This window comes from Paucibacter sp. KBW04 (genome assembly GCF_003852425.1).
Taxonomy (GTDB): domain Bacteria; phylum Pseudomonadota; class Gammaproteobacteria; order Burkholderiales; family Burkholderiaceae_C; genus Paucibacter_A.
The window spans coordinates 370,530-396,136 of sequence record NZ_QAJN01000008.1; the positions used below are offsets into that span (position 1 = coordinate 370,530).

General features: G+C 65.5%; 23 protein-coding genes and 1 other RNA gene. 14 read left to right on the plus strand and 10 right to left on the minus strand.

Features of this window, described 5'->3' with window-relative positions; translation table 11 throughout:
* The first annotated feature begins 88 nt into the window (after positions 1-88).
* Both DBR47_RS11400 and DBR47_RS11405 read left to right on the plus strand, forming a co-directional pair.
* Positions 89-964 (plus strand): transposase, encoded by an 876-nt coding sequence (locus DBR47_RS11400; protein WP_124450007.1) that lies wholly within the window; start codon positions 89-91, stop codon positions 962-964.
* Between the two features lie 87 nt (positions 965-1,051).
* Positions 1,052-1,204 carry a glycosyl hydrolase family 18 protein gene (locus tag DBR47_RS11405; protein ID WP_197047009.1) on the plus strand — a complete coding sequence of 51 codons (153 nt, stop codon included), beginning with the start codon at positions 1,052-1,054 and terminating at the stop codon, positions 1,202-1,204.
* Positions 1,205-1,224: 20 nt separating this feature from the next.
* On the opposite strand, the gene DBR47_RS11410 is transcribed toward DBR47_RS11405, so the two are convergent.
* From DBR47_RS11410 to DBR47_RS11420, 3 genes are all read right to left on the minus strand, one after another.
* Complete coding sequence (locus DBR47_RS11410; RefSeq protein WP_124450009.1) at positions 1,225-2,712, minus strand: sodium:solute symporter; 1,488 nt, start codon at positions 2,710-2,712, stop codon at positions 1,225-1,227.
* Between the two features lie 12 nt (positions 2,713-2,724).
* Positions 2,725-2,801: non-coding RNA, sX9 sRNA (locus tag DBR47_RS11415), on the minus strand.
* Between the two features lie 62 nt (positions 2,802-2,863).
* A complete protein-coding gene (locus DBR47_RS11420) occupies positions 2,864-5,674 on the minus strand; it encodes a TonB-dependent receptor (protein ID WP_197047010.1) in 2,811 nt (936 codons plus the stop codon).
* 248 nt (positions 5,675-5,922) lie between these two features.
* Between DBR47_RS11420 and DBR47_RS11425 the strand changes: the two genes are divergently transcribed.
* Together DBR47_RS11425 and DBR47_RS11430 are read left to right on the plus strand one after the other, a co-directional pair.
* On the plus strand, positions 5,923-6,816 hold the full coding sequence (locus DBR47_RS11425) for an N-acetylmuramic acid 6-phosphate etherase (protein ID WP_124450013.1): 894 nt from the start codon (positions 5,923-5,925) through the stop codon (positions 6,814-6,816).
* 4 nt (positions 6,817-6,820) lie between these two features.
* Positions 6,821-7,780, plus strand: coding sequence for an N-acetylglucosamine kinase (locus DBR47_RS11430; RefSeq protein ID WP_124450015.1), 960 nt, complete (start codon positions 6,821-6,823; stop codon positions 7,778-7,780).
* On the opposite strand, the gene DBR47_RS11435 is transcribed toward DBR47_RS11430, so the two are convergent.
* From DBR47_RS11435 to DBR47_RS11445, 3 genes are all read right to left on the minus strand, one after another.
* Positions 7,764-8,468 carry a GntR family transcriptional regulator gene (locus DBR47_RS11435; protein ID WP_124450017.1) on the minus strand — a complete coding sequence of 235 codons (705 nt, stop codon included), beginning with the start codon at positions 8,466-8,468 and terminating at the stop codon, positions 7,764-7,766. The two genes, DBR47_RS11430 and DBR47_RS11435, sit on opposite strands and share 17 nt — an antisense overlap.
* A 63-nt stretch (positions 8,469-8,531) precedes the next feature.
* Positions 8,532-9,824, minus strand: coding sequence for an MFS transporter (locus DBR47_RS11440; protein WP_124450019.1), 1,293 nt, complete (start codon positions 9,822-9,824; stop codon positions 8,532-8,534).
* On the minus strand, positions 9,821-10,708 hold the full coding sequence (locus DBR47_RS11445) for an N-acetylmuramic acid 6-phosphate etherase (protein WP_124450118.1): 888 nt from the start codon (positions 10,706-10,708) through the stop codon (positions 9,821-9,823). The genes DBR47_RS11440 and DBR47_RS11445 overlap by 4 nt, the downstream gene beginning before the upstream one ends.
* A gap of 218 nt (positions 10,709-10,926) precedes the next feature.
* On the opposite strand from DBR47_RS11445, the gene DBR47_RS11450 reads away from it, so the two are divergent.
* Genes DBR47_RS11450 through DBR47_RS11460 form a run of 3 tightly spaced genes read left to right on the plus strand, consistent with a single transcriptional unit; the run spans position 10,927 to position 12,997 of the window.
* Positions 10,927-11,220: a hypothetical protein gene (locus DBR47_RS11450; RefSeq protein WP_124450021.1), complete on the plus strand. Its 294-nt coding sequence runs from the start codon at positions 10,927-10,929 to the stop codon at positions 11,218-11,220.
* A gap of 59 nt (positions 11,221-11,279) precedes the next feature.
* A complete protein-coding gene (locus tag DBR47_RS11455) occupies positions 11,280-12,203 on the plus strand; it encodes a DUF692 domain-containing protein (protein WP_124450023.1) in 924 nt (307 codons plus the stop codon).
* Positions 12,200-12,997, plus strand: coding sequence for a DNA-binding domain-containing protein (locus DBR47_RS11460; protein WP_124450025.1), 798 nt, complete (start codon positions 12,200-12,202; stop codon positions 12,995-12,997). Before DBR47_RS11455 ends, DBR47_RS11460 begins: the two co-directional genes overlap by 4 nt.
* Positions 12,998-13,682: 685 nt before the next feature.
* On the opposite strand, the gene DBR47_RS11465 is transcribed toward DBR47_RS11460, so the two are convergent.
* Both DBR47_RS11465 and DBR47_RS11470 read right to left on the minus strand, forming a co-directional pair.
* The gene (locus DBR47_RS11465) at positions 13,683-15,212 is read right to left on the minus strand and encodes a PH domain-containing protein (RefSeq protein WP_124450027.1); all 1,530 of its coding nucleotides are present in this window, start codon (positions 15,210-15,212) and stop codon (positions 13,683-13,685) included.
* On the minus strand, positions 15,205-15,747 hold the full coding sequence (locus tag DBR47_RS11470; RefSeq protein ID WP_197047011.1) for a PH domain-containing protein: 543 nt from the start codon (positions 15,745-15,747) through the stop codon (positions 15,205-15,207). The genes DBR47_RS11465 and DBR47_RS11470 overlap by 8 nt, the downstream gene beginning before the upstream one ends.
* A 169-nt stretch (positions 15,748-15,916) precedes the next feature.
* On the opposite strand from DBR47_RS11470, the gene DBR47_RS11475 reads away from it, so the two are divergent.
* Positions 15,917-17,356, plus strand: coding sequence for a sulfatase (locus tag DBR47_RS11475; RefSeq protein WP_124450031.1), 1,440 nt, complete (start codon positions 15,917-15,919; stop codon positions 17,354-17,356).
* Here the strand turns inward: DBR47_RS11475 and DBR47_RS11480 are convergent.
* Positions 17,333-18,322: an LLM class flavin-dependent oxidoreductase gene (locus DBR47_RS11480; RefSeq protein WP_124450120.1), complete on the minus strand. Its 990-nt coding sequence runs from the start codon at positions 18,320-18,322 to the stop codon at positions 17,333-17,335. The two genes, DBR47_RS11475 and DBR47_RS11480, sit on opposite strands and share 24 nt — an antisense overlap.
* Positions 18,323-18,598: 276 nt before the next feature.
* Between DBR47_RS11480 and DBR47_RS11485 the strand changes: the two genes are divergently transcribed.
* Positions 18,599-19,867, plus strand: coding sequence for an HDOD domain-containing protein (locus tag DBR47_RS11485; protein WP_231512265.1), 1,269 nt, complete (start codon positions 18,599-18,601; stop codon positions 19,865-19,867).
* A 10-nt stretch (positions 19,868-19,877) separates the two neighbouring features.
* Here DBR47_RS11485 and DBR47_RS11490 read toward each other — a convergent pair whose 3' ends face one another.
* Positions 19,878-20,717, minus strand: coding sequence for a hypothetical protein (locus tag DBR47_RS11490; protein ID WP_124450035.1), 840 nt, complete (start codon positions 20,715-20,717; stop codon positions 19,878-19,880).
* A 145-nt stretch (positions 20,718-20,862) separates the two neighbouring features.
* Here DBR47_RS11490 and DBR47_RS11495 point away from each other — a divergent pair, with 145 nt between their 5' ends.
* The 5 genes from DBR47_RS11495 to DBR47_RS11515 all read left to right on the plus strand — a co-directional run bounded on the left by DBR47_RS11495 (position 20,863) and on the right by DBR47_RS11515 (position 25,561).
* Complete coding sequence (locus DBR47_RS11495) at positions 20,863-21,435, plus strand: peroxiredoxin (protein ID WP_124450037.1); 573 nt, start codon at positions 20,863-20,865, stop codon at positions 21,433-21,435.
* 144 nt (positions 21,436-21,579) lie between these two features.
* Positions 21,580-22,329 (plus strand): GntR family transcriptional regulator, encoded by a 750-nt coding sequence (locus tag DBR47_RS11500; protein WP_124450039.1) that lies wholly within the window; start codon positions 21,580-21,582, stop codon positions 22,327-22,329.
* Between the two features lie 16 nt (positions 22,330-22,345).
* Positions 22,346-23,809 carry an amidase gene (locus tag DBR47_RS11505; protein ID WP_124450041.1) on the plus strand — a complete coding sequence of 488 codons (1,464 nt, stop codon included), beginning with the start codon at positions 22,346-22,348 and terminating at the stop codon, positions 23,807-23,809.
* Between the two features lie 260 nt (positions 23,810-24,069).
* The gene (gene aqpZ, locus DBR47_RS11510; RefSeq protein WP_124450122.1) at positions 24,070-24,762 is read left to right on the plus strand and encodes an aquaporin Z; all 693 of its coding nucleotides are present in this window, start codon (positions 24,070-24,072) and stop codon (positions 24,760-24,762) included.
* A gap of 202 nt (positions 24,763-24,964) precedes the next feature.
* A complete protein-coding gene (locus DBR47_RS11515; RefSeq protein WP_197047013.1) occupies positions 24,965-25,561 on the plus strand; it encodes a PleD family two-component system response regulator in 597 nt (198 codons plus the stop codon).
* Positions 25,562-25,607 lie beyond the last annotated feature (46 nt).

Below are 25,607 nucleotides of genomic sequence, written 5' to 3' on the forward strand. Positions count from 1 at the left end.
AATTCGCAAATTCGCACGCAAATTCGCAAATTCGGGGTCAGGTCTCAAATATATGGCCCTCGCCCCGCGTTCCTGCTAGATTGCGGCCATGTCTCGTCCATTGCGAATCGAGTTCCCCGGCGCGCTATATCACGTCACTTCTCGGGGTGATCGTCGAGAGGATATCTTTGTCGACGACATGGACCGCGCTCGCTTGCTGGCCATCGTTGCGCAGGGATTGGCGCGCTTCGATGCGGGCATGCTGGCTTACTGCCTGATGGGCAATCACTACCACTTCGTGGTCTATACGCGCCAGGGAAGCTTGTCGGCTCTGATGCGCCACATCAACGGTGTCTACACGCAGGCCTTCAATCGCCGGCATGGCAAGGTGGGGCATCTCTTTCAGGGGCGGTTCAAGGCCATCTTGGTGGACAAAGACAGCTACTTGCTGGAAGTGTGCCGCTATGTGGAGCTCAATCCCGTGCGGGCTGAGATGGTTGCCGGCGCAGCGGATTGGCCGTGGTCAAGTTACCGTGTACATATTGGCCACGCCGAGGCGCCGGAGTGGTTGTGCAGCACGGAGCTTTGGGGCTATTTGTTGGGGCGGGACCCATGCACCGATGCCGACCGCGCAAGGGCGCAGCGTTCCTATGCTGAATTGGTGGCCGCCGGGCGGGAAGTGAAGCTCTGGGATGAGGGGCTGAACCGGCAGATCTATCTGGGCGATGACGAGTTTGCGGGCCGAATGCTGGACGCCGCGCAGTCCGCCGCCAAACGGAGCGCATCGGTTCCCAAAGTTCAGCGCTCGTCAACCCGCAGACTTGCCGAGTGGCTGGCCCGATGTGAGACACGTGAAGAAGCGTATTGGCGCGCCTACACAGAGAGTGGCTTGAGCATGACGGCGATCGCCAAAGAAGTCGGCCTGACTTTGGCCAGAGTCAGCCAATTGATTGCTAAAGCTGAGCGGAATGGACGGGAGAGGTAGATGGGGGGTTTATTTTTGAGACCTGACCCTTGTCACTTGTCACCCTCTTGTCACCCTTGTCACCTTTCTTGTCACCTCTTCTGACCCTTGTCACGCTGGAGCTTCGACACGCCGGCGCAGATCACCGAGAAGATGAACTATCTGAAGAGCAAAAACCTGGGCGGCGCCTTCTTCTGGGAGTTCAGCGGCGATGACAGCAACGCTAGCTTGCTCAAGGCCATCAGCGATGGCTTGAAGTAAGCCAGAGGGAGCGGCCTGCCTTAGTTTGGCACTTGGGCGGTACTCGCCGAGGCAGGCCGCTCGCCCTGTGCTGGCTTGGAGCAAAGCAGCAAGCCCAAAAAGCACAAGCCACCGTTGAGCAAGAGCAACTCCAGGCCCAGCCGGTACTCGCCCAGCCAATGTGCTTGCTGGCTTTCCAGCAGCCAGCACAGGGCCGGTGAGGCCAGGGCGATGAAGGGGGTGGCGGGGTCGCGTGCCTGGCGGCGGCTGAGGATGCCGAAGGCGAACATGCCTAGCAAGGGCCCATAGGTATAGGCCGCGAGCTTGAGGATGAGGCCAATCATGCTGGGGTTGGCGATCCAGTGGAACAGCATGACCATGGCCAGGAACAAGGCGGCAAAGCCGAGGTGCACCCGCTGCCTGATCTTGACCCGGCGCGCCTCATCCCAGTCGGAACGTTTTTGCATGCCCAGCAGGTCGATACAAAAGCTGGAGGTGAGCGCCGTGATGGCGCCATCGGCACTGGGGAAGAGGGCCGAGATCAGGGCCAGCACAAAGACGATCTGCACCCAGGCCGGCAGGTAATGCATGACCACGGCGGTGAAGATCTGATCGCCCCGGGCAGCCAAACCCACCTGGCCGGCAAAGAGGTAGAGCAAGCCGCCCAGAAAGAGAAACAGCGCCACCACGGCCACCATCACGGTGGCCAGCAGCAGCATATTTTTTTGCGCGCCGGCCAAGGTTTTGACGGAGATGTTCTTCTGCATCATCTCCTGATCCAGCCCGGTCATGGCTACGGCGATGGTGGCACCGGCTAGCACCTGCTTGAGCCAGAAGCTGGCGCTATTGGGGTCGCTGACCACCACCTCGGCCAGGCCTTGCGCACGCATGGCGGCCCAGGCCTGGGGCATGTTCAGATCCAGCGCATGCAGCAAGAACGCGGCGCAGATCAGCAGCCCGGCCAGCATGCCGGCGGTTTGCAAAGTGTCGGTCCAGACAATGGTCTTGACCCCGCCCTTGTAGGTGTAGAGCAGGATCATCAAGAGGATGATGGCGGTGCTCACACCAAATGGCAGACCTAAGTCGGCCAGGGCCGCGTCTTGCAGCACCAGCACGACCAGATAGAGCCGGGCGGTCGCGCCCAAGGTGCGCGAGACGATGAAGAAGCCGGCCCCGGTGCGGTAGGAGCGTGGCCCCAGGCGCTGGCCCAGATAGTCGTAGATGGAGCTCAGGCGCAGGCGGTAGTACAGCGGCAAGAGCACGAGGGCGATCAAGACATAGCCAAAGAACTGGCCGATGACGATTTGCAGATAGCTAAAGCCCGTGAGCCCCACCGCGCCGGGCACGCTGATGAAGGTCACCCCCGATAAGGAGGTGCCAATCATGCCGAAGGCCACCAGCAGCCAATGGCTGTCCCGATTGCCGATGAAGAAGCTCTCGCTATTGGCGCCTTTTGATCGCCACAAAGCCAGCATCAGCAGCAGGCCGAAGTAGGCCAGGATGAAAAGGGGCAGCAGTTGGTGGGACATAGGGAGTGAAGAGGATGAAGATTTTTGTAGCGAGCGACTGTCAGGCTAGGCGGACGGAGCGGAGGAACCGGAACGTACTTCAGGTACGTGAGGATTCCGAGCATCCGGCCAACGACGCATGGCAGCCGCGCAGTAAAAAATATTCGTCCTCTCAGTACTTCATGCGCAGGTTGAGGAAGTACTGCCGGCCGTTTTGATGCCAGTAGCCGGGTGAGTTTTCGGTGATGTAGTAGGTGTGGCGGATCGGGTCGTTGAGGTTGTTGGCATCGAAGTGAACGCTGATGTCCGGCGTGAACTTATAGCCCAGCGACAGGGACAAGCTGCCCTCGCCGGCATAGCGGTGTTGGCCGTTGTACTGGGTCACGATGCCGTCGGTGCCTTTGAGTTGGGTGTTGGTGCCGTCGCCGATGAAGCCGATGGCGTAGTCGCTGCGGTAGTTCCAGGCCATGCTGGCGCTGAAGCGATCGTTTTCAAAGAAGCCGCGCAGGTTGTAAGTCACTTTGGAGGTGCCCAGCAGCTCGACCCCGTCCACATCCTTGGACTTGATGTAAGTGCCGTTGGCGCTGAGGCCGAAGCCCAGGCCCAGCGGCAATTCCAGCGCGGCCTCCAGGCCATTGATCTCGGCCGACACGCCCTTGCGGGAGGTGACGGTGTAGGGCGTGATCTTGCCCTGGCTGATGTTGAAGTAGTCCACCACCGAGGTGCCGGTCTTGACGTAGTTGTCCAGCTTCTGGGTGAACACGCCGCCGCTGAGCATGGCGCGTGGCGCGAAGTACCAGGCCAAGGTGAGATCGGCGTTATTGGAGGTGATGGGCTTGAGATTGGGGTTGCCGCTGGAGCCGGTGCCGCGCAGATCGTCGAGGATGACGGCGCCCGCCAGCTCGTTGTAGTTGGCGCGGCCCAGGCTGCGGGTCAGGGCGGCACGGGCCACCAGATTGCTGCTCAGGTCCCAGCGCAGATTCAGGCTGGGCAGCCAATCCTTGCTGCTGGATTTGACCTCTTGCGCCAGATAGCTGCCCAGGCGGGAGCCGACGATGGCCTCGGGCACGCTGCAGGGCTTGAGCGGAGCGCAGGTGGCGGCCGGAATCAGCTGGTAGGAGGTGGAGGCCAGATCGGTCTGCACCAGGCGCAGGCCGAGATTGCCGCTCAGGGCGGCGCTGAGTTCGAACTCGGCCATGGCGTAGGCGGCCTGGGTGTCCTCCTTGACTCGGAAGCCGCTGGTGTAGTTGTGGTTGAGCGTGCGGTCCCAGTTGACGTTCTGGTCGGCAAAGGCCTGCATCTGGCCGGGATCGAAGCGGAAGTAGTTGCGTGGGAAGTCTCCGCTCAGGCCGCTGCTCCAGTTGCCCGGGTATTGGGTGGCGGGTTGCGGTGGGGTGAGCCCTGTCACCAGCAGGCCACCACCGACGGAGGTGAAGGGCGAGGGGCTGATGGGGCCGGCCGCGTTGTCCTGCATGTTGTAGCGGCCTTCCCAGCGGTCGAACTGGCGGTCGTGACGGGTGCTGCGCAGGCCGAAGCGCAGCATGGAGACGGGGCCGGCATTGATCTTGTAGTCGCCGTCGAGGTGGAAGTAACTCTCCTTGTCGGTGGAGAGCACGGCCGGAGCCAGATTGCTCATCAAGGCGAAGTTGCTGACCTGGCTCAAGTCATAGGGTTTGCCACTGGCGTCCTTCAATGCGTACTGAGCGGGCGCGCCGGCGCTTTGCGAATAGCTGACCGAGGCCGGGCTGATCAGGCCGAAAACCAGGCTGGGCTCCGACTGGGTCTCGCCCGTGCCCTTGGTCGTGCCGATGCGGCCGCGCAGGGCGAGCGACTCGCTCAGTTCGATCTTGCCTTCCAGATCGAAGAAGTCGCTGCTGGAGCGGGCGCCTTGGCGGCTGAAATGGTCGAACTGCAGGCCCACGGCCTGGGTCGTGCTGCCGGCAGGTTTGACCAGGTTGGCGGCGGTGATCACATCGCCGTCGAGCACCGGATTGCTGATCTGCCAGCCGTTGCGCACCAGCTGCGAGGGCAGGGCGTAGGCGGAGCTGTTGTAGTTGTCGGCCTTGAGCTCGGCGTGGAAGGCGCTGGCATTGATCTCCAGCCCTTGCTTGTTCTTGTATTGCAGGTCGATGAAGCCGCCCTGGCGTTGGCGCACGCCCTCGAACATGGCGGCGTTCAGGCTGCTGGCCATGCGCTTGCCGGCCAGGCTGGGCTGACCGGCGGCGGTGGCTTGGGCCAGGGTCAGCACATCGTAGGCAAAGATCTCTTGGCCGTCGCGGCGCAGATGGCGGTCTTCCTTGAAGGCTTGCACCAGCACGCCGAAGCTGCTGCTCTCGTTCTTCCAGGCCAGCAAGCCGCTGACCTGGGGGTCGGTCTTGTTGGCCAGGGTGGCGTGGGCCATGCCCACCGAGAGTTCGGCATTCAAGCGCTTGGCGAAGTCCAGGGGCTTGCGGGTGATGATGTCCACGCTGCCGGAAACACCGCCCTCGTTGACGTCGGCACGGCCGGTTTTGTAAACCAGGCTTTGGCCGATCAGCTGCGAGGGCATGAGGCCAAAACCCACGCTGCGGCCACTGCCGGCCTGGTCGCCCAAATGCCAGTCACCGGCACTGAGCGAGTGGCCGTTGATGGTGACCAGGTTCAGATTCGGGCTGGTGCCGCGCACGGCCACCCGCTCGGCCTCGTCCATGGCCAGGGCGCCACCAAACTGCACGTTCACACCGGGCAGACGGGAGAGGGCGTCGGCAATGTTTTTGTCCGGCATCTTGCCCACGTCCTCGGCCGAGACCACTTCCACATTGGTGTCGGCATTGCGCTTGACATTGAGGGACTTCTCTATCGAGGCGCGGATGCCGGTGATCTGCACCTGCTCCATCTTGACGGGCGTCGTCTCGGCGGCTTCGGCCGCAAGGGCTGCGTTGACCGTGCTCAGCAAAACAAGCGTGGCCGCGGCTTGGGCCAGAGGGTGGGGTTGGAAGCGCATAGAGGGTCTCCGTGGGGGTTCGGCGGCTGTGGATTTGTTGTGTACCATTTGTATGCCATTTAAAAGCGCCGCACAAGCTGGTCTGAACCTATAGCCTGAGGTTTTTGCTCCATAAACATTGAAAACAAGCCACTTGATCTAGGGGGTATCGGCTCTTGATCGGCAATCTGAGGCCCTGTGTTGATAGCCTCTGTTGCAAGACCATATAAAGACCATTAGACTGAACTCCAGACTCTTCGAGCCCCTTCATGCTGAATACAGAACGCCTTGATCCCGCCCACGCCGAGCTCGATCTCTATGACTTGCCGCGCCTGATGCAGGCCTTGATCACCAGCCAGCAGCAGGCGGCCGAGGCCGTGGCTGCGGCCCAGGTCCCTCTGTGTGCGGCGGTGGCGGCGGCCCAGCCCCGCATCCAGGCGGGCGGGCGCCTGGTTTATGTCGGGGCGGGCACCTCGGGCCGCTTGGGTGTGCTGGACAGCGTGGAGCTTTACCCCACGTTTTCCTGGCCCAAGCAGCGCGCCCTGTCCTTGCTGGCCGGCGGGCCGCAGGCCATGTTTGTGGCGGTGGAGGGTGCTGAGGACGACGCGGCTCAGGGCGAGCGCGATCTGCAAGGCCTGGGCTTGGGCCCTCTGGATGTCGTCTTGCTACTCGCCGCCTCGGGCACGACGCCTTATGTGCTGGGCGCCTTGCAAGCTGCCCGCGCAGCGGGTGCGCTGACGATTGGCTTCAGCAACAACCCCGGCACGCCGGTGGCCAGCCGGGCCGAGATCGGCATCGTGCTGGACACCGGCCCTGAGCTGATCTCCGGCAGCACCCGGCTCAAGGCGGGCACGGCGCAGAAGATTGCGCTCAATAGTTTCTCCAGTGCCTTGATGGTCAAGCTGAACAAGGTCTACGGCAATCTGATGGTGGATCTGCAACCCACCAATGCCAAGCTGCTCAAACGCGCGGTCACCCTCACCCAGCTGGGCAGCGGAGCCGATGAAGCGCAGGCGCGGGACATGCTGGCGCGCTGTGATCAGAATGTCAAAACGGCCTTGGTCGCCTTGCTAGGCCCTTGCGAGCCTGCCCAGGCGCGGGCGGCGCTGGACAGCGTCCACGGCAGTGTGCGGGCCGCCCTGGCCAAGCTCAACGAGGCCTGATGCGATGAGCACCGCCCCCGGCCACGGGCCTGAACAGATCTTGGGTCTGGGCCTGGACGCGGGCGGCAGCCAGGCGCGCTGGGCCCTGGCTTCGGCGGCCGGTGTGTTGCTGGCCCAAGGCCAGGTGGCGGGCTTTGGCGGCCTGGATTTGCTGGACCCCGCCCGGCTGCGCCTGCTGCAGCACACCCTGGCCGAGCTGGGCCAGCAGCTGCAAGCCCATGGCCGCCCGCAGGCCTTGTGCGCGGGCATCACCGGCCTGGCCGAAGACGCGAACGCCTTGCTGCAGATGCGCCAGCTCTTTGCCCAAGCCCTGGACTTGCCGCTGGAGAGAATCGAATGCGGCTCGGACATGGACATCGCCTACCGCGCCGCTTTTGCCCCTGGCGAGGGCGTGCTGCTCTACGCCGGCACCGGGGCGATTGCGGTGCATCAGGATGCCCAGGGCCAGCTGCAGCGCTCGGGTGGCCGGGGCGCGGTGCTGGGGGACGCGGGCGGCGGCTACTGGATTGCGCGCCAGGCCCTGGCGGCCGTGTGGCAACAAGAAGATGAGCTGCCGGGCAGCTGGGCTCAGTCGCCGCTGGCCAAGGCTTTGTTCGAGCGCATCGGCGGCAGCAGCTGGGCGCAGACCCGGGCCTTTGTCTACGGCGGCGATCGTGGAGCGATGGGCCGCCTGGCCCTGGCGGTGGCCTCGGTGGCGGAGCAAGATCCGCAAGCGCGCGACTTGCTGTTCAAGGCCGGCCAGGAGCTGGGTCAGCTGGCCCTGAGCCTGCTGCATCGGGTGGGGGAGAGCAAGCCGGTGGCCGTGGCCGGACGGGTCCTGCTGCTCCACCCCCTGGTGGAGCAGGGCCTGCGGGCGGCCTTGCCTGCCTCGCTTGAGCTTCGCCTGCTGGACTTGCAGCCACAGCGTGAGGCGGCGCTCAGGTCGGCCAAGTGGGCCGCGCAGCTGGCTAGCGCAGCACATTGATCTCCAGCCGGTAGCGATCGGCCCGGTACAAGCTCTTGGCGTACTCGATCAGCTCGCCCTTGTTCGATTGAGTGCTGCGCTCCACCAGCAGCGAGGGCGAGAAAGGGGCCACGCCCAGCAGGGCGGCCTCGGCCTCGTTCAGCACGGTGGCCTGGATCTGCTGATTGGCGCGCTGGATCTGCAAGCCGTACTGCTGCTCCAGCAACTCGTAGAAAGAGCCCTGGGCCAGGGCCGAGGCGTCCAGACCCGGCAGGCGTGACTGCGCCAGGTAGACGGTCTCCAGCGCCATCGGCTCCTCATCGGCCAGGCGCAGGCGGCGCACCTCCAGCACCGCGGTGCCCGGCACGATCTTGAGTCTTTGCGCCAGCTTGGCGCCCGCCGGCAGGGTGGTGGTGGAGAGCAAACGGCTGGACGGCGTCAGGCCACGTTGCCGCATCTCTTCCGAGAAGGACAGCAGGCGCGCTTCCTTGACGATGGCCTGCTCGACGACGAAGGTGCCCAGGCCCTGTTTGCGCTGCAGCAGGCCCTCGTCTTCCAGATCACTCAGGCAGCGCCGCAAGGTCTCGCGCGCCACATTGAATTGCTCGCTCAACATGCGCTCGGTCGGCAGCTGGGCGCCGCGTGCGCTCTGCTGGATCAGCTGCAACAGGCCTTGCCTGAGTTGCTCCCGTTTGCGACCTCTATCCATGGTCCGTCTCTTGTTTCTTGAAGCCGACGCGGCGGTCGGATTGGAAAAGTCTAGCCCAGGGCCTCATGTCGGCTCGTCTTGCTTCTTGCCAAAGCCTTCCGGCACTCGAATCAGGCTGGCCATGATGAAGGAGGGCACGGTCGCCAGCAAGACCCAGAGGAAGAAGTTCAGATAGCCCAGCTGGTCTTGCAGCCAGCCGCTCCACATGCCGGGGATCATCATCCCTAAGGCCATGAAGCCGGTGCAGATGGCGTAGTGCGCCGTTTTGTGCGGCCCCTCGGCCACCAGAATCATGTACATCAGATAGGCGGTGAAGCCCAGGCCGTAACCGAACTGTTCGACGGCCAGGGCCGTGCTGATGATGGCCAAACTGCCGGGGTGATGCAGGGCCAACAGCACGAAGGCGATATTGGGCACATGCATGGCCAGCACCAGGGGCCAGAGCGCGCGCTTGAGGCCAACGCGGGAAATGACCCAGCCGCCGGTCAGCCCGCCCAGGGTCAGGGCGGTCAGGCCCACGGTGCCATAGGCGATGCCCAGCTCCTTGGTCGTCAGGCCCAGGCCACCGGCCGCCGTGCTGTCCAGCAAAAAGGGCGAGGCCAGTTTGAGCAGCTGCGCCTCGGGAAAGCGGTAGAGCAGCAAAAAGCCCAGGATCACCCAGATGCCGGGCTTGCGGAAGAACAGGGCAAAGACGGCAAGGAAGTCTTGGATCAAATGCCCAGCGCCGCTGCTGCCTTGGCCGCGGGTGTCGGCCGCCGGGCGGGGCAGGCTGAAGAAGTGATAGACCGCCAGGGCGGCGAAGAAGGCGGCCAGCACGCCAAACACCAGGGACCAGGCCATCGTCATGCTGCCGGTGCGCTCTTGCAACTCGCCCGCCAGATAGACCAGGCCGCCCTGGCCGCCGATATTGGCCAGGCGATAGAAGGTGGAGCGCACGCCGACAAAGGCCGCTTGTTGGTGCTGGCGCAGGGCCAGCATATAAAAGCCATCGGCGGCAATGTCGTGCGAGGCCGAGGCAAACGCCATCAACCAGAACACCGCGAGGCTCAGCTTGAAGGCCTGCGGGCCGGGCAGGGTCAGGGCCACCATGGCGAGCGCCACACCGATCAGGAACTGCAAAGCCACGATCCAAGCCCGCTTGGTGTGGAAGAGCTCGATCAGCGGTGACCACAGGGGCTTGATCACCCAGGGCAGATACAACCAGCTGGTGTAGAGCGCGATATCGGTGTTGGAGAAGCCCAGGTTCTTGTACATGATGACCGAGAGCGTCATCACCACCACATAGGGAATGCCTTGGCCGAAGTAGAGGCTGGGGATCCAGAGCCAGGGGTTTTTGGAGTTATCGATTGGGTTCATGAAAGCTGTTGTAAGGCCTGCCGCACGCTGCCCTGGGCAGCGTCCAGGGCGGCGCGCGCCTGCGCCACCGTGGCCTTCAGCTTCAAGGCCACGATGGCGACTTTGACATGGTGTTCGCACTGCGCCAGCACGGCCGTCGCGCTGGCTTCATCGACGCCCGTGGCCCGCATTGTCAGGTCCAGGGCGCGCCGCCGTAGTTTGGCATTGCTGGGGCGCAGGTCCACCATCAAATTGCCATAGACCTTGTTCAGCTTGACCATCAGGGCGCTAGAGAAGGTGTTTAAGGCCATCTTCTGTGCGCTGCCCGCCTTCATGCGGGTACTGCCCGAGATCACCTCGGGGCCGGTGTCCAGCACGATGCCAATGTCGGCCCGCAACACCAGTGGCGTGTCGGGGTTGTTGGCAAAGCCCAGGGTCAAAGCCCCTGCCGCACGGGCCGCCTGCAAGGCCCCCAGCGCATAAGGTGTGGTGCCCGAGGCCGCCAGCAAAAGCAGCACATCGTTGGCGCCGGGCTGCAAGGCGCGCAGATCGGCCGCGCCGCCGGCCTCATCGTCTTCCGCCCCCTCAACGGCGGCAAACATGGCGCCGGGGCCGCCGGCCATCAGGGACAGCGAGCGCTCGCTGGGCCAGGAAAAAGTCGGGTAAAGCTCCACGCTGTCCAGCACCCCCAGGCGGCCCGAAGAGCCTGCCCCCACATAAATCAACCGCCCGCCGGCAGCGATACGCGGCAGGGCGGCTTGCACCGCCGCCGTCAGCGCCGCGCTGGCGGCCTGCACCGCTTGTACCGCCTGCAGCTGATCCTGCACCAGGGCGTCGACCAGGGCTGGCAGGGGGTAGAGATCCAGCTCGGCATGGGTGGGATGGGGCTTCTCGGTGTTCAGCAGCATGGGGATCCACTCGGTGTTGGGGCGCTATCTGGGACGCTACTTGGGGCGCTAGGCGCGAGTCATTTTGAGGCCAGCAGCGGTGGCTCCAAATATTTTTGCTGAGCGTGTAAGGACGGCGCGCTGTGCTGCGACAGAGATTCGGCAGGCGCTCAAGAAAGAGCGGCTGCGATGTTTCCCCACTGTCCAACAATCCTTTCTTTCAACGGAGCCTCACCATGCAAACCACCAACAACACGTCTTCTTCTTCTTCCTTCAAGTCCATCGCCACCGGCCTGAGCCTGGCCGCCGCTGCCGCCACCTTGTTCGCCACCGCCGGCTTTGCCACCGCCGCCCAAGCCGCCGATGAGGGCATGGTCAAGTGTTCGGGCATCAATAGCTGCAAGGGCACGTCGGACTGCAAGACCGCCAAGAGCGAGTGCAAGGGCCACAACAGCTGCAAGGGCCAGGGCTGGGTCAGCAAGAAGTCGGCCGAAGAGTGCAGCAAGGAAGGCGGCAAGGTGATGAAGTAAGCCGGGACCGACGGTAACGCAAGCCCACCAAGGCCTCGTCGCGATCAGCGCTTCTCCGTATGAATACCTCGAACACGCAAACACCTTCGCTCCAATCCACCTCCCTGTTGCAAGGCTTTGGCCTGGGTTTGCGGACCGAGCACTATGCCGAGTTCAGCGCGGATCACAGCGAGGCCTTGGCCTCGGGGCTGCGGCCCGATTGGTTGGAAATCATCTCCGAAAACTATATGGTGCCGGGCGGCAAGCCCTTGCACTATTTGGACCGCATCCGGCGCGATTACCCCATGGTCATGCATGGGGTGTCTTTGTCGATTGGCAGCAGCGATGCGCTGAACCTGGACTATCTGCGCGAGCTGAAGGCCCTGGCCCAGCGGGTGCAGCCGGCCTGGGTGTCCGACCATCTTTGCTGGACCGGGGTGGATCATCAGAACCTGCATGATCTGCTGCCCATGCCTTATACCGAGGCCTCGCTGGCCCATTTGCTGCCGCGCATCGCGCAGGTGCAGGACGTTTTGCAGCGCCCCTTGGTGCTGGAGAACGTGTCCAGCTATGTGCGCTTTGCCGCCGACGAGATGAGCGAGGCCGACTTCGTGGCCGAGCTGCTGCGGCGCAGCGGCTGCCAGCTGCTGTTGGACGTCAACAATGTCTACGTCTCCAGCCGCAACCATGGCTTTGATGCCTGTGCTTACATCGACCGCATGCCGCGAGAGCAGGTGGTGCAAATCCATTTGGCCGGCCATGAGGATCGTGGCGACCTGATTCTCGACACCCATGACGCGCCGGTTTGTGATGCGGTCTGGCTGCTCTACGCCTATACCGTCATGCGTCTGGGCCCCAAGCCCACCATGATTGAGCGCGATGACAAGATCCCGCCGCTGCAGGACTTGTTGCTGGAACTGAACCAGGCCCGTCGTCTGGCGGCCCATGCCCTGGGTTCGGCTCAGGTCGCCCATGCGTCCCTCAGCAAGGAGAGCCTGGTATGAACACGCTCCAGGTTCAGCAGCAAACCATGCGCTTATGTCTGCAGGGCGCCGATGCCCAGCAGGCGCTGAGCCTGGCTCAGACCTTGTTGCAGGACCAAGCCGCACCCGGTCTGCGGGCTTACCGCGAGGCCTATCGCGCCCGTCTGCTGGCGGCTTTGCGCGATAACTACACCGTCTTGCAGCGCCTGATGGGCGATGAAGACTTCGACGCCCTGGCCCTGGCTTTTTTGCAAGCCCAGCCTTCGCAACAGCCGTCCATCCGCTGGTTCGGTGAGGGCCTGGCCGAGTTCATGGCCGGGCCGCTCTACGCAGAGGCCCTGGCTCATCCCGCCTTGATCGATTGCGCACGCATGGACTGGGCCTTGCGGGCGGCTTTTGACGGGCCGCATGCACCCTCATTTACTGCCGAGCGCTTGCGTGAGTTAGCGCCGGAGCAATGGGCCGGTTTGACGCTCACGCTGCAGCCCACCGTGCAGCTGCTACCCATGACTTGGGCGATAGAGCCGGGCTGGCGTTTGCTGCGGGCCTGGGAGCCCGAGTCTGGCGAAGACGCGCCCGACCTGCCCGAGCCGCAGGCTCTTGATCATGTCTTATTGATTTGGCGCCAGGGGCTGGAGACGCGCTGGCGTTCGCTGGATTCGCTGGAGGCGAGCTTGCTGCGGGCGGTGGCGGCGGGGCAGAGCTTTGCTGTGCTGTGTGACTTGGTTGCGGCTGTTCAGCCAGAAGCCGCCGCTCAGCTTGTGGTGCAGGCCTTGGGCGGATGGTTGGCCGAAGGCTTGCTGGCAGAGGCCTAGCGTTAACAACCTTTTTTTCTTGACCGAAGGCCCAGCCGGGAGTTCGCCCCGGCGGGCGACCTTCTTTCTTGGGCGCCCAAGAAAGAAGGCAAAGAAACCGCCCCGAATGCCTGGCCCCTACGGGGTCCGCTGTGGTGCTCGGCTTCAACGGCCCGCGCCGAACTCACTGCGCTACGCTCCGTTCAAACAAGCGGCGCGAGCTAGAACTTGAAGGCGCTGCGCGCCGCCCGTTGAATCCTGCGCTCCTCGCCCAGGCAACACGGGGAACCCCAACCCCACTCGGCTCGCTGCGCATCGCCTCGATGACGCAGCAGCTAACGCTGCATGCGCTTGGCGCATGCAGCCCCTCAAGCCGATGCGTAGCGAGGCGTGACGGTATTCAAATCCCGTTGAGACTGGGTGAGGAGCGGAAACTTCCTTGGGCGTCGCGAAGCGACTTCGTGGACTGACTTCGCGCCCCCTGTTTGAACGGAGCGTAGCGAAGTGAGTTGGGCGCGGCCCAAGGAAGTTGAGCACCGCAACGGACCCCGCAGGGGCCAGGCGTCGGGTCGCCTTCTTTTGCTTACTTTTCTTGGCGAAGCAAGAAAAGTGAGTCGCCTGCGGGGGCGAAATCCCCGCTGGGCTTTGGAAGTCTGCGTACCTGATTACCTAAGCGTCACCCTAAGCTCAACAATCAAACACTCGACTAGCCCGCTAATCTCTCCCACAGCCTCCGCCGCAAGGCCCCCGCCACCTCGCTCGACAAAAAGGGAATGTCCAGCGCCCGAGCGTGCGCACTGCCCCCCTGCGTATCCGCCTGCAAACGCTGCATGCCGAAAATCCGATCGAGGCCTGTGCTGTAGAGCCGCAGACTCTGCAGGCGCTCGGCCGAAACAATCACCCAGCGCTGCGTCAGGACTCCGCTGCGGAACAGCAACACACTGCCGTCCACCTCGGCCCAGGCCGCAAAGCGTGCCCAGGCGAAGGCATGCCAAAGCCATGAACTCAGCAGCAAGACCAGGGCGCCAAACAAGGGCAGGGCGGGCCAGCCGCGCCACAGCGCCAACACCAGCGCCGCCATGACAAGAGGCAGCAGCCAGCGGGCCTGACCGAGTAGGCGCCGCAGCGCCGTGCGGGGATGCAGGGGCTGCCACTGCAGAGCCGGCCAGTCCAGCTGCGGCAGACAAAGCTTGAGCAAGGCTTGGGCCTGGGCCGGGGTGGCGATGGGGGCCAGTTCGTGCAGCTGGCCCGAGCTTTCCAGACCATGCTCCTTGCCCAGCTTGCCGCCGGCCACATGCACCTCCAATTTGCAGCGGCCAAAGCGCCGGTGCAGCCAGCTCTGCACCAGCTCAAAGCGCTGCAAGCGCGGCAGGCGCGCACCGGCCCGCACCTGGGTGAGCAAGCCATAGCGCGCCAGCAGTTTTTCGCCCTCCAACTCCAGGCGGAAGTCGTGATACTTCAGCAAGGCCCAGACCAGGGACAGGCCGCGCAAGAGGATCAAGGCCGCCAACAAAGCCAGCAGCGAGGCCAGGATCAGGCCTTGCCAATGCTGCATCTGCAGCTCATTGATCAGCGTTTGGCGCAACCAGCGCAAGGGCACTTCGGCCGTGTTGAAAAACAGCTTGCGAGCCGCCTCGTTCTGCATCACAGCGCCGGTGAGCAGGGCCACCATCACCATGCCGCGGTTGGAGATCAGGCCCAGGCGCAGCAGCTCGGGCGTGGGCAGATGCAGCAGAGGCTGGGCGGCGGGGGCAGGGCTCGCAGCATCCAGCGGCTTGTGTTCACCGGCGCCGCGCAGCAAGGCCTCCAAGGCCAGGGCTTGCTGCATGCCCAGCACCTTCATCACCGCCTCCGGTTTGCCGCCCGAGGCGGAGTCCAGGCGCAGCTCGGTCACGCCCAGCAGGCGGTGCAGGCCGTTGCGACGCAGATGGATGTTGTGGATGCGGGCAAAGGGCACATGGCGCTGGGTTTTGTCCAGCACGCCGTCGCGGATCAGCAGCTCGCCGGGATGCAATTCGTAGCGATAGACCCAGACCCGCAGACCCGACCACAGGGCTAGGCCGATCAAGGGCAGCAGCGCCCACATCACCCAGGCCTCCTCGCGCCGACCCAGGAAGAGGAAGGCGATCAGGGGCAGGGCCAGCTCCTTGAGTATGCCCGCCATGCCGAACAACCAGGACAGGGGATGCAGCCGCCCTTGCCTTGGGGCGGGCGTGTTCAGCTGGGGCTCACTCATGGCCGGGCGCCGCTTTCAGCCGTGGCAGCAAGGCCTCGCGCAGGGCCTGGGCCTGGGCCAGGGGCAGGCCATGGATGCGGGTCTTGTGGTCGTGCGTGCCTGCCGTGTGCAGGCTCAGGCTGGCCATGCCCCAGCGGCGGTCCAGCGGGCCCTGGCTCACGTCCAGATGCTGCAGGCGCGCCATGGGCACCCAGACCTCGCTGCGCCACCACACGCCCTCGCTGAGCACCACGCCCTCCTCGGGCAACCAGCGCGCCTGGTAGGCGGCAAAGTAGCGAGCTGCGTAGCGCCAGGCCAAGCAGGCGGCCAGCAGAGGCAGCAGGCCTGCGGCCCAGGCCCAGGGCTGGGGCATCCAGATCATGCAGGGCAGGGCGATCAGCCCGGTCGGCACCAGCGCGCCGAGCAAGCTCCAGAGCCGAATCACCTGCAGCAGGGCGGGCAGCTTCTCCAGGGGGCGTTCGGCGCGGTTCAGCGCCTTGATGGCTTGGGCCGCCGTGGGCTGCTCCTGGGGCAGGGGTGAGGCCGTGTTGCTCATGCAGTTCCCTTTGTGTGATGGGCCAAGATTGGCTTGTATTTCTTGTGGGCGCATTCTGCCGCGCCGAGCTCTTGGCGGTGCATATACCTGTGACGTAGAAGTTCAGGCGCTGAGCGAGCAAGAGAATTGCTTAGCATCTGCATCCCCACACCAATCGAAAGTCCTTCTCATGGGCGTCAAGCGCCGTCATTTCATTGCCGCGGGTGCCGGCGGCCTGGCCCTGGGCAGCGCTGCGGCGCAAGCCGCTTCTGCCGGCAAGCCGCCCCATATCGTCTTCATCATGGCCGACGATTTGGGCTGGGGGGATCTCAGCTGCTTTGGCCAGACGGAGTACCAAACGCCCCATCTGGACGCACTCGCCGCTGGCGGCCAACGCCTGCGCCACGCTTATGCCAACTCGCCGGTCTGCTCGGCCTCGCGCACGGCGCTGATCACCGGCCGCTACCAGTACCGCCTGCGGGTGGGGCTGGAGGAGCCCATCCCCGGCCCCAACTCCCCCCACGGCCTGGCGCCCGAGCAGCCCACGCTGCCGGGCCTCTTGCACGCGGCGGGCTATCACAGCGCCCTGGTGGGCAAATGGCATCTGGGCCATGGGCCGCAGTTCGGGCCTCTGAAAGGTGGCTACCAGGAGTTCTACGGCAATCTGGGTGGCGGCGTCGACTACTTCAGCCACAAAGACGGTGCCGATGCCAAGGCCAGGCTGGACTTCTGGGACGGCGACAAGGCCGTGCAGACCACCGGTTACTACACCGATCTGCTCAGCGATCGCGCCGTGCAGATCTTGCGGCGTCATGCCGCGCCGGAGGCCAAGCCCCTGTTTCTGAGCCTGCACTACACCGCGCCGCACTGGCCCTGGGAGGGGCCGGACGACGAGGCCATGTCGCGCCGGATCAAGAGCTTGATTCATCACGACGGCGGCAGCCTGGAGATCTACGGCCGCATGGTGCAGGCCATGGACAGTGGCGTGGGCCGGGTGCTGCGCGCCCTGGACGAGGCCGGGATGGCGGACAACACGCTGATCGTCTTTACCAGCGACAACGGCGGCGAGCGCTTCTCCCGCATGTGGCCGCTCTCGGGCCAGAAGACCGAGCTGCTGGAAGGCGGCATCCGCGTGCCCACCTTGCTGCGCTGGCCGGCCCAGATCAAGCCCGGCGTCAGCGACCAGGTGGCGATAGGCATGGACTGGCTGCCCACGCTTTTGGCGGCGGCCGGCGCACCGGCCTACGCGGCCACCGACGGCATCAATCTGCTGCCCTTGCTCAAAGGCGAGCAAGCGCCGCAGCCCCGCAAACTGTTTTGGCGCTACAAGGCCCAGGGCCAGCGCGCGCTGCGCGAGGGCGAGTACAAATACCTGCGCATCAAGGGCCGCGAGTTCTTGTTCAATGTGCTGCGCGACCCGCGTGAACGCGCCAATCTGGCCAGTCTGGAGCCCGCGCGCCTGGCCACCTTGCGGGCCGATTGGGAGGCCTGGAACGCCAGCATGCTGCCCATCACGCCCGAGGTCTTCACCCACTGGGTGCGGGGCGACAGGCAGGCCGATCGCTACGGGGTGGAAGACGCCGAGCCCAGCGCCAAAGGCGCCGGATCAGCCCCGGTGCAAGGCCGCTAACAACTCATACGAGCGCAATCGGGCGCCCGCATCATGCACCGCGCAGGCGACGATGAACTCGTCCGCCCCGGTGCGGGCCTGGGTCGCGCGCAGGGCCGCACGCACCGTGACCGGCGAGCCGACGATGGACTCGGCCAGCATGCGGGCCACGCCAGCCTTCTCGGCCTCGTTCCAGCGGCCGTCCATGCTGTCCACCGGACGCGGCAAGAGGCCGCGTTGACCGCGCTGCATGCCCAGAAAGCGCTGTTGCAAGGAGGTGAAGAGGTAGGCCGCCTCGGCATCGCTTTCGGCCACCACCACATTCAGGCCCACCATGGCGTGGGGCTTGGGGTGGGCGGCGCTGGGCCGGTACTGGGCGCGATAAATGTCCAGGGCCTGCTGCAACATCTCGGGCGCGAAGTGCGAGGCAAAGGCAAAAGGCAGGCCCAGGTAGGCCGCCAGCTGCGCGCTGTAGAGGCTGGAGCCCAAAAGCCAGATCGGCACCTCGGTGCCCTGGCCGGGGATGGCGCGCACCGCCTGGCCTTCACGGGCCGGGGCCAGATAGGCTTGCAGCTCCAGCACATCCTCGGGGAAGCGGTCCTCGCTAGCACTGCTGAGGTGGCGGCGCAGCGCCCGCATGGTGGCCTGATCGGTGCCGGGCGCGCGGCCCAGGCCCAGATCGATGCGGCCAGGGAAGAGAGTGGCCAGGGTGCCGAACTGCTCGGCAATCACCAGCGGCGCATGGTTGGGCAGCATGATGCCGCCCGAGCCCACGCGGATGCGCTGGGTCGCCGCCGCCAGCTGACCCACCAGCACGGCGGTGGCCGAGCTGGCCACACCCTCCATATTGTGGTGTTCGGCCACCCAGAAGCGCTGGTAGCCCAGGCCCTCGGCATGCTGGGCCAGGCGGATGCTTTGGCGCAGGGCCACGCCGGCATCGCTGCCCTCCACGATGGGGGCGAGGTCGAGGATGGACAGCGGGGGCAGCGTGGATGGGTTCATGTGGGCAGTCTAGGCCGCGGCCGCGCACTGCGCTGCCGCAGGGTTTTTGATGACTTTTTTCACGCGCGGGTTCGTTGACCGCACAAATGCCCTGTTGCTGCGGGCTTTCTCCGGGCTTGATCTGGCCCGCCAGATGCGACGCTAGCGGCAATGATTCTGACCCGACTCGTCCGCTTTTTCCGCGGGGCTAGGCCTCCTGTGCCGCCACCTGTCGCTGCTGTCGCAAGGCCTGCGGCCGCCGCCCTGCGTCCCGCCGTGCCCATGCCAGTGGCGGGTGGGGAGGCCGGTTTGTCCACCGCCGTGGGCGCGCGCCGCCCCCTGGTCTCGGCCAAGGGCGCTTTGGCGGGCTTTGAGTTCCAACTGGGCGAAGCCTTGCTGGCGCGTCTGTTGCAGCGCCGCGATGCGGCAACAGGTGCCGCCCAATGCTCGGCCTTGCTGGCCGCCATGCGCCAATGCATACAGCAAGGCTTTGTGGCTTTGACCGAGCTGCCCTTGGCTTGGTTGCTGCGCTGCGAGCAGCCCGGCGTGGTGTTGCCGGGCATGTATCTGCTGCTGCGGCCTGGCGATGAGATGCCCGCCGCCGAGGCGGCTCAGGCCTTGCTGAGCCGGCTGCGCCAGGCCGGCGCCTTGGTCGGTTGGCGCCTGGCCGATGGGCCCGCCTTGCTGGCTCTGGGCCGGCCGGATTTCATCGTGCCCGATCTGCAAAAGGACAAGCGCGCTCAGGGTGGCGCTGGCGAGATGAGTGATGCCGCCCGCCGCCTCGCCATGCGTCTGGCTGCGCAGAGCTACCCGCAAGCGCCCGGCCTGGCCTTGCTGCTGCTGGACCTGCCCGATGTGGATGCGATGGAGGCCTTGCTGGCCCCGCCCGTGGCCCTGGCCAGCTGCCGTCTGGACGCCAAGAGCGGCGAGCCCGCCGAGGCCGCCGCCCATGCCCTGCCGCCGCAGGCGCGCTCGCTGATGCAATTGTTGGCCCGCCTGGTGCGGGACGAAGACGTGGCCTTGCTGGCTGCCGACATCAAGGCCGATGCAGCCCTGAGCGTGCGCATGCTGCAGTACCTGAACAGCGCGGGCGCCACGCCGGGCCGTGCGCTGGAGTCCATCGAGCAAGCGGTGATGGTGCTGGGTCGCGACGCGCTCTACCGCTGGACCTCGCAGATGCTGATTCGCCTCTCACCCGCCCGCCCGGCGCTGCAGGCCTTGCAGGCCCTGGCCCTGGCGCGCGCCCGTTTGTTGGAGCTTTTGGCCCGCGCCGCCGGGGACGCCAAGCCCGAGGCCTTGTACCTGCTGGGCCTGGCCTCCATCCTGCCCCAGCTCTTGCATTGCAGCCCGGCCGAGGCGGCGGCCATGCTGCAACTGCCTAGCGAGGCCAGTCAGGCCTTGCTGGCGCAAACCGGGCCCTGGGCCGTCTATCTGCAGATCGCCCAGGCCCTGGACGCGGCCGAGACCGAGCAGGTGAGCGCGCTAGCCCAGCCTTTTGGCGGCCTGCAGGCGGTGCAGGCGCTCTCGCTCAAGGCCTGGTTGCCGGCCTGAACTCGCGGCCTCAGAGGCGGGCGTCGTAACTGATCTGATGCTTGGCCCGGCGCTCGGCGCGGATGCCGCCGAACTTCGACAATGTCGGCGCCACCTGACCGCTCACGCTCACAAGCCAGATGAAATCCAGCTCGCAGCGCTGCACCAGGGACTTGTTGGGGTTTTTGGGGTCCAGGCCCTGGCCGTAGAGATTGAGCGCTTGGTCCAGGTCGAAGGTGCTCACGGCCATGGCCGCGCCGCCCGGGGCTGCCGCATCCAGCTTGCTATTCACCAAGGTATTGCCGCTAAAGCTGCTGCCGTCGCTGCGACTGCAATTCAGGTCCACACTGAGGCCGGGAATCAGGCTGGCATCATGCTGCAGCCGCACCCATAGCGTGCCCGTTGAGCGGCCCAGATTGCTGGGGCTGGCGGGTGAGAGCACGCTCAGCGGCTTGGGCAGGGTCACGCTGCTGGCATGCACCTCGCTGCCGCGGATGAAGTTGACGCTGACCTGGGGCTGTTCACTGGCCTCGCGCAACTCGCCGACATAGCGCATGCGGAGCCCATCGGTGTCGGACAAATTGCTGCTCAACCCGCCGCTGCTCAGGCTCAGGTGGTCGCCATTGCTGGGGCGCACCTGGGTCAAGAATTCGCGCCCTTTGCCCAGGTTGGCGTGCACCCGCACGAAGCCGTTCTCCTGCGTCACCACATAGTTGGGGCTGATCTCGCTGGGGGCGAGCGTGGCGGAGTCCACGCAACCCAAGAAGGCGCAGGAGGTGTCCTCGACCATTTCATCCACAAACTCATTGCCAGCGCTACAGGCGCTCAGCAGCAGGGGAAAGGCAAGCAGGGAGAGTCTGAACTTGGGCATGGGCTGGGCGGCAGTGTTTGCTTGAGCCGCGCAATTCTGCGTTAGGGAATGCCGGACTTCAGCAGCGTTTTGGGCAAACAGGCATGATTCACCTCGCCGCAGCAATTTTCCAAAGGTCTGTTCCATGCAAAAGCAAATGCCCCCCATGTCGCGGGTTCGCCGCCTGCTCTGTCTGGCGGCTCTGAGCCTGCCGCTTTGGCCGCTTGCTCCCGCCCTGGCGGCCCTGCCCGTGGGCGCAGCGGCGCCCGACTTCACGACCGAGGCCGCCCTGGCCGGCAAGGCCTTCAAGTTCAATCTGGCCGAGACCCTCAAAAAAGGCCCGGTGGTCTTGTACTTCTACCCCAAGGCCTTCACCAGCGGCTGCACCCTGGAGGCGCATCAGTTCGCCGAGGCGACGGAGCAGTTCGAGAAGCTGGGTGCCACCGTCATCGGCATTTCCAATGATTCCATCGAGACCTTGAAGAAATTCTCGGTCGAGGCTTGCCGTAACAAGTTTGCCGTGGCGGCCGATGCCGGCGCCAAGGTGATGAAGGATTACGACGCCAAGCTGATGCTGATGCCGGGCACGGCCGACCGCATTTCCTATCTGATCAGCAGCGAGGCTCGCATCGTCGCCCTCCATGCCAGCCTGAACGCCGAGGGCCATGTGGCGGCCATGTTGAAGGCCACCCAAGCCCTGGCGGCGAGCAAGGACAAAGCGACCCCGAACAAACCCTGAGCGTGCGAGCAGCGCCTGCCGGCAGGGCTTTTGTCGGTCAGAATGCCCAGCCCCGCTATTGCCAAGGACTTTTTTTTGAGAGCCCCCACCCCTGTTTTTGACCCAGATGCCCACCAAGGCAGCGAGGGTGCCGAGCCTGATCCGATGGGATCCGGCCGCGCCGGCCTGGTCGAAGAGGTGGCCCATGTGCTGCGCCAGCGCATCTATGGTGGCATCTACCGGCCGGGCGAATTGCTGCGCCAGGTGCAGTTGTCGGAGGAGCTGAACGTCAGCCGCACGCCGCTGCGCGAGGCCTTGCGCCTGCTGCAGAGCGAAGGCCTGGTGGTGCCCGAGGGTGCGCGCGGCGTCAGCGTCGTGCGCCTGGAAGGCTCGCGTTTGCTGAACGCCTTTGCCCTGCGTGAGATGCTGGACGGCCTGGCCGCCCGCCAGGCCGCCGAGCGCGGCGCCCACCGCGCCGAGGCCGAGCTGGGCAGCTTGGTGACGCAGCAGCACGCCGCCATCAGCCCCTGGCAGCCGGCCGAATATGTGCGCCTGAATGTGGAGTTCCACGCCCGCGTCATCGAACTCTCGGGCAATGAGTTTTTGCGCGGCCAGATGAGTCTGGTGCGCATGACCTCGACGATTTTTGCGCCCTCGGTGCTGATCAGCCCCGAGCGCGCCAGCTTGGGCGTTGATGAGCATCGCAAGCTGGTGGACGCGATCAAGCATGGCCGCGCCGCCGAGGCCGAGGCGCTCAGCCGCAAACATATCCGCGAGACCATGGCCTGCCTGGCCGAGGACCCCGGCGTGTCGCCCCGCCTGGCCGAGGCTGCCGCCTTCACGGGCGCCGCGGCCGCCACCGCCCTGGCGCTCACCGCGGCCGCCAGCGCCCTCTTGCCCGCCGTGGGCTGGTAGCCACTCAGCCTCAGCCATGCAGAATCGGCCCGCCAGCAGCTTCCCCGCCGCCTCGCTGGCCGATCTCAGCGCCGCCGAAATGCTGGCGGCGTATCAAAGCAAGCAGCTGTCGCCCGTCGAGGTGCTGGAGGCGGTGCTGCAGAGAATCGAGGCCTGGGAGCCCCGGCTGTGCGCGCTCTACGCCGCCGACCCCGAGGCCGCCCGCCGCCAGGCGCGCGCCTCCGAGGCCCGCTGGCTGCGCGGCGAGCCCTTGGGCCGCCAGTTAGGCCGCCAGCTTGGCAGCCAATTTGTGAGCCTGGACGGCGTGCCCCTGACACTGAAGGAAAACATCGCCACCCAGGGTTGCCCGATCCCCCTGGGCACGGCCGCCACCCTGCTGAGCCCGGCAACAGAGGACGCGCCACCGGCTGCGCGCATGCGTGAAGCCGGCGCCCTGCTCCTGGCCAAGACCACCATGCCGGACTACGGCATGCTCAGCTCGGGCCTGTCCAGCTTTCATGCGCTCAGCCGCAACCCCTGGGATCTGAGCAAGAACCCGGGCGGTAGCAGCGCCGGGGCCGCCGCCGCAGCGGCGGCGGGTTATGGCCCCTTGCATGTGGGCACCGATATCGGCGGCTCCTTGCGCCTGCCGGCGGCTTGGTGTGGCATCTTCAGCCTCAAGCCCAGCCTGGGCCGCATCCCCATCAAACCGGCCTATGCCGGGCGGGTGGCCGGGCCCATGACTCGCTCGGTGGCCGATTCGGCCCTGATGATGGCCGTGCTCAGCCAGCCCGATTGGCGCGATGCCAGCAGCCTGCCGGCGCAAGAGCTGGACTGGCGGCTGCCCGATGAAGAGCCGGGCGAGTTTTTGCGCGGCCTCAAGCTGGGCCTGCAGATGGACGCCGGCTGGGGCATGGCGGTGGAGCCCGAGACGGCGGCCGCCGTGCAGGCCGCCGCCCGCCTGTTGCAGGATGCGGGCGCCCAAGTCGAGCCGCTGCCGGCCTTCAGCACGCGGGCCATGATCGAGGGCCTGGACAAGTTCTGGCGCATGCGTTCCTGGCTGGACTTTTGCAAGCTGCCGCCCGAGCGCCAGGCCCGGGTCCTGCCCTATATCCGCGCCTGGATAGAGACGGCCGCAGGCCTGAGCGCGGCCGAGTTGTTCGAGGGCTATAGCCAGATGGCGGCCTTTCGCGACGCGGCGGTGGCGGCCTGCCAGCCTTTTGACTATGTGATCTCACCCGTCAGCCCGGTGCCGGCCTTCGCGGCCGAATGGGCCAGCCCGCTGAACGACCCGGCGCGGCCTTTTGAACACATCGCCTTCACCCTGCCCTACAACATGAGCGAGCAGCCCGCGGCCTCCATCAACTGCGGCTATACCCAGGCCGGCCTGCCCCTGGGCCTGCAAATCATCGGTCGCCGTTTTGACGATGTGGGCGTGCTGCGCCTGGCCGCCGCCTTCGAGCGCCTGCGCCCGGCTCAACGGCCCTGGCCTCTGCCCTAATCTGCAAAATCAGCGGCGCTGGTGCGGCCTTGTGCCAACAAAGTCACGCTTGGGTGTTCTTCCCTTTTTTGTGTCCCGTCAATGAGGGACGGCGATGCGGCCCCTCAGCCCCGGCGTTCGCGGGGTCACCCAGACAATCCACGCTTGTTTTGTCATAGCGCATCCGCCATCATGGCCTGCGCTTTTGGGTCGGCTCGTCGAGGGCAGGCCCGGGGCAAATTCACGAATCTAGATTGAGATTTAACAAGAGGGTCATGACGATGAATAAATACGGTGCTGAGTTTCTGGGCACGTTCTGGCTGGTCTTGGGCGGTTGCGGCAGCGCGGTGTTGGCAGCGGCATTCCCGGGCGTGGGCATCGGCCTGCACGGCGTGTCCCTGGCCTTCGGCCTGACGGTGCTGACCATGGCATTTGCCGTCGGCCATATCTCGGGTGGCCACTTCAATCCGGCCGTGTCGGTGGGTCTGTGGGTGGGCGGCCGCTTCCCGGCCTCGCAACTGCTGCCTTATATCGTCTCGCAGGTGCTGGGCGGCCTGGCCGCCGGTGGTGTGCTCTATCTGATCGCCAGCGGCAAGGCTGGTTTCGATCTGGCCGGCGGCTTTGCCTCCAACGGTTATGGTGAGCATTCGCCTGGCGGCTACAGCTTCCAGGCTGCGCTGGTGACCGAAGTCGTGATGACCGCCTTCTTCCTGCTCATCATCATGGGCGCCACCGACAAGCGCGCACCGGCCGGTTTTGCGCCCATCGCCATCGGCCTGGCCCTGACCCTGATCCACCTGATCAGCATCCCGGTCACCAACACCTCGGTCAACCCGGCTCGCAGCACGGCCGTCGCCATCTATGTGGGCGGCTGGGCGGTGCAGCAGCTGTGGCTGTTCTGGGTCGCGCCCATCGTGGGCGCCGTGCTGGGCGCCCTGGCCTACCGCTTTGTGGGTGGCGAGCAGCAGCGTTAAAACGGGCTTGCCCGTCTGAGAGCCGACCCTTGGGTCGGTTTTTTTGTGGGCGCTCGCCGGGCGCAGGGGCAAGAATGCCCTGGCCAAGCTCGGCTTTTCTCTAATTGGAAGGGCAAATGGCGGTGTTAGATTGGGCGGCCGCGCAAAGGGTTCGTCCGAGCCCCTCATGTCGAGAATGACTGCGCATCGAGGACTGAGCACCATGCCTTTTGACCTGCCAGAACTGCTGGGCCCCTATCTGCTACCGGCGCTGATTGCCGTGCCCCTGGCCGTTGTGGTCTATTTCATCAGCGCCCGCCGTGGCGACGACAACCCGCCGCCGGCGCGTGGTGAGGCCAAGCGCGGCGAGGGCCGCAAGGAGCCGCGCCCTGCGGCGGCGCCCGCGGCCCAGCCCAGCGCCCCCGCGGCGCCGGCCGGCCCGGCCTCCCTGCTGGTGGTGGATGACTCGGCCGTGGCACGTGCCAAGCTGGGCAAGCTTTTTGAGGCGGCCGGCTACCAGGTGACCCTGGCTCGCGACGGGGTGGAAGCCCTGGACCGCCTGGCCGAGCAGCGCTTTGCGGTGCTGGTGACCGATCTGGAAATGCCCAATAAAGACGGCTTCGAGCTGATTGCCGCCGTGCAAGGCAGTATGGAGACCGAGGACCTGCCCATCATCGCCATCACCGGCCACGAAGAGTTGCAGGCGCGGGTCCATCAGGTGCAAGGCCTTTACGGCATCTTCAAAAAGCCCTGGAACGACCGCGAACTGCTCAAACGCGTGGAGACCCTGGCCCGCCTGCCCAAGCCGATCCGCAAGTAAATCGAGCTAGGAGTCTGCGCGGCAGAAGGCGTCGGCTGCGAAGTGG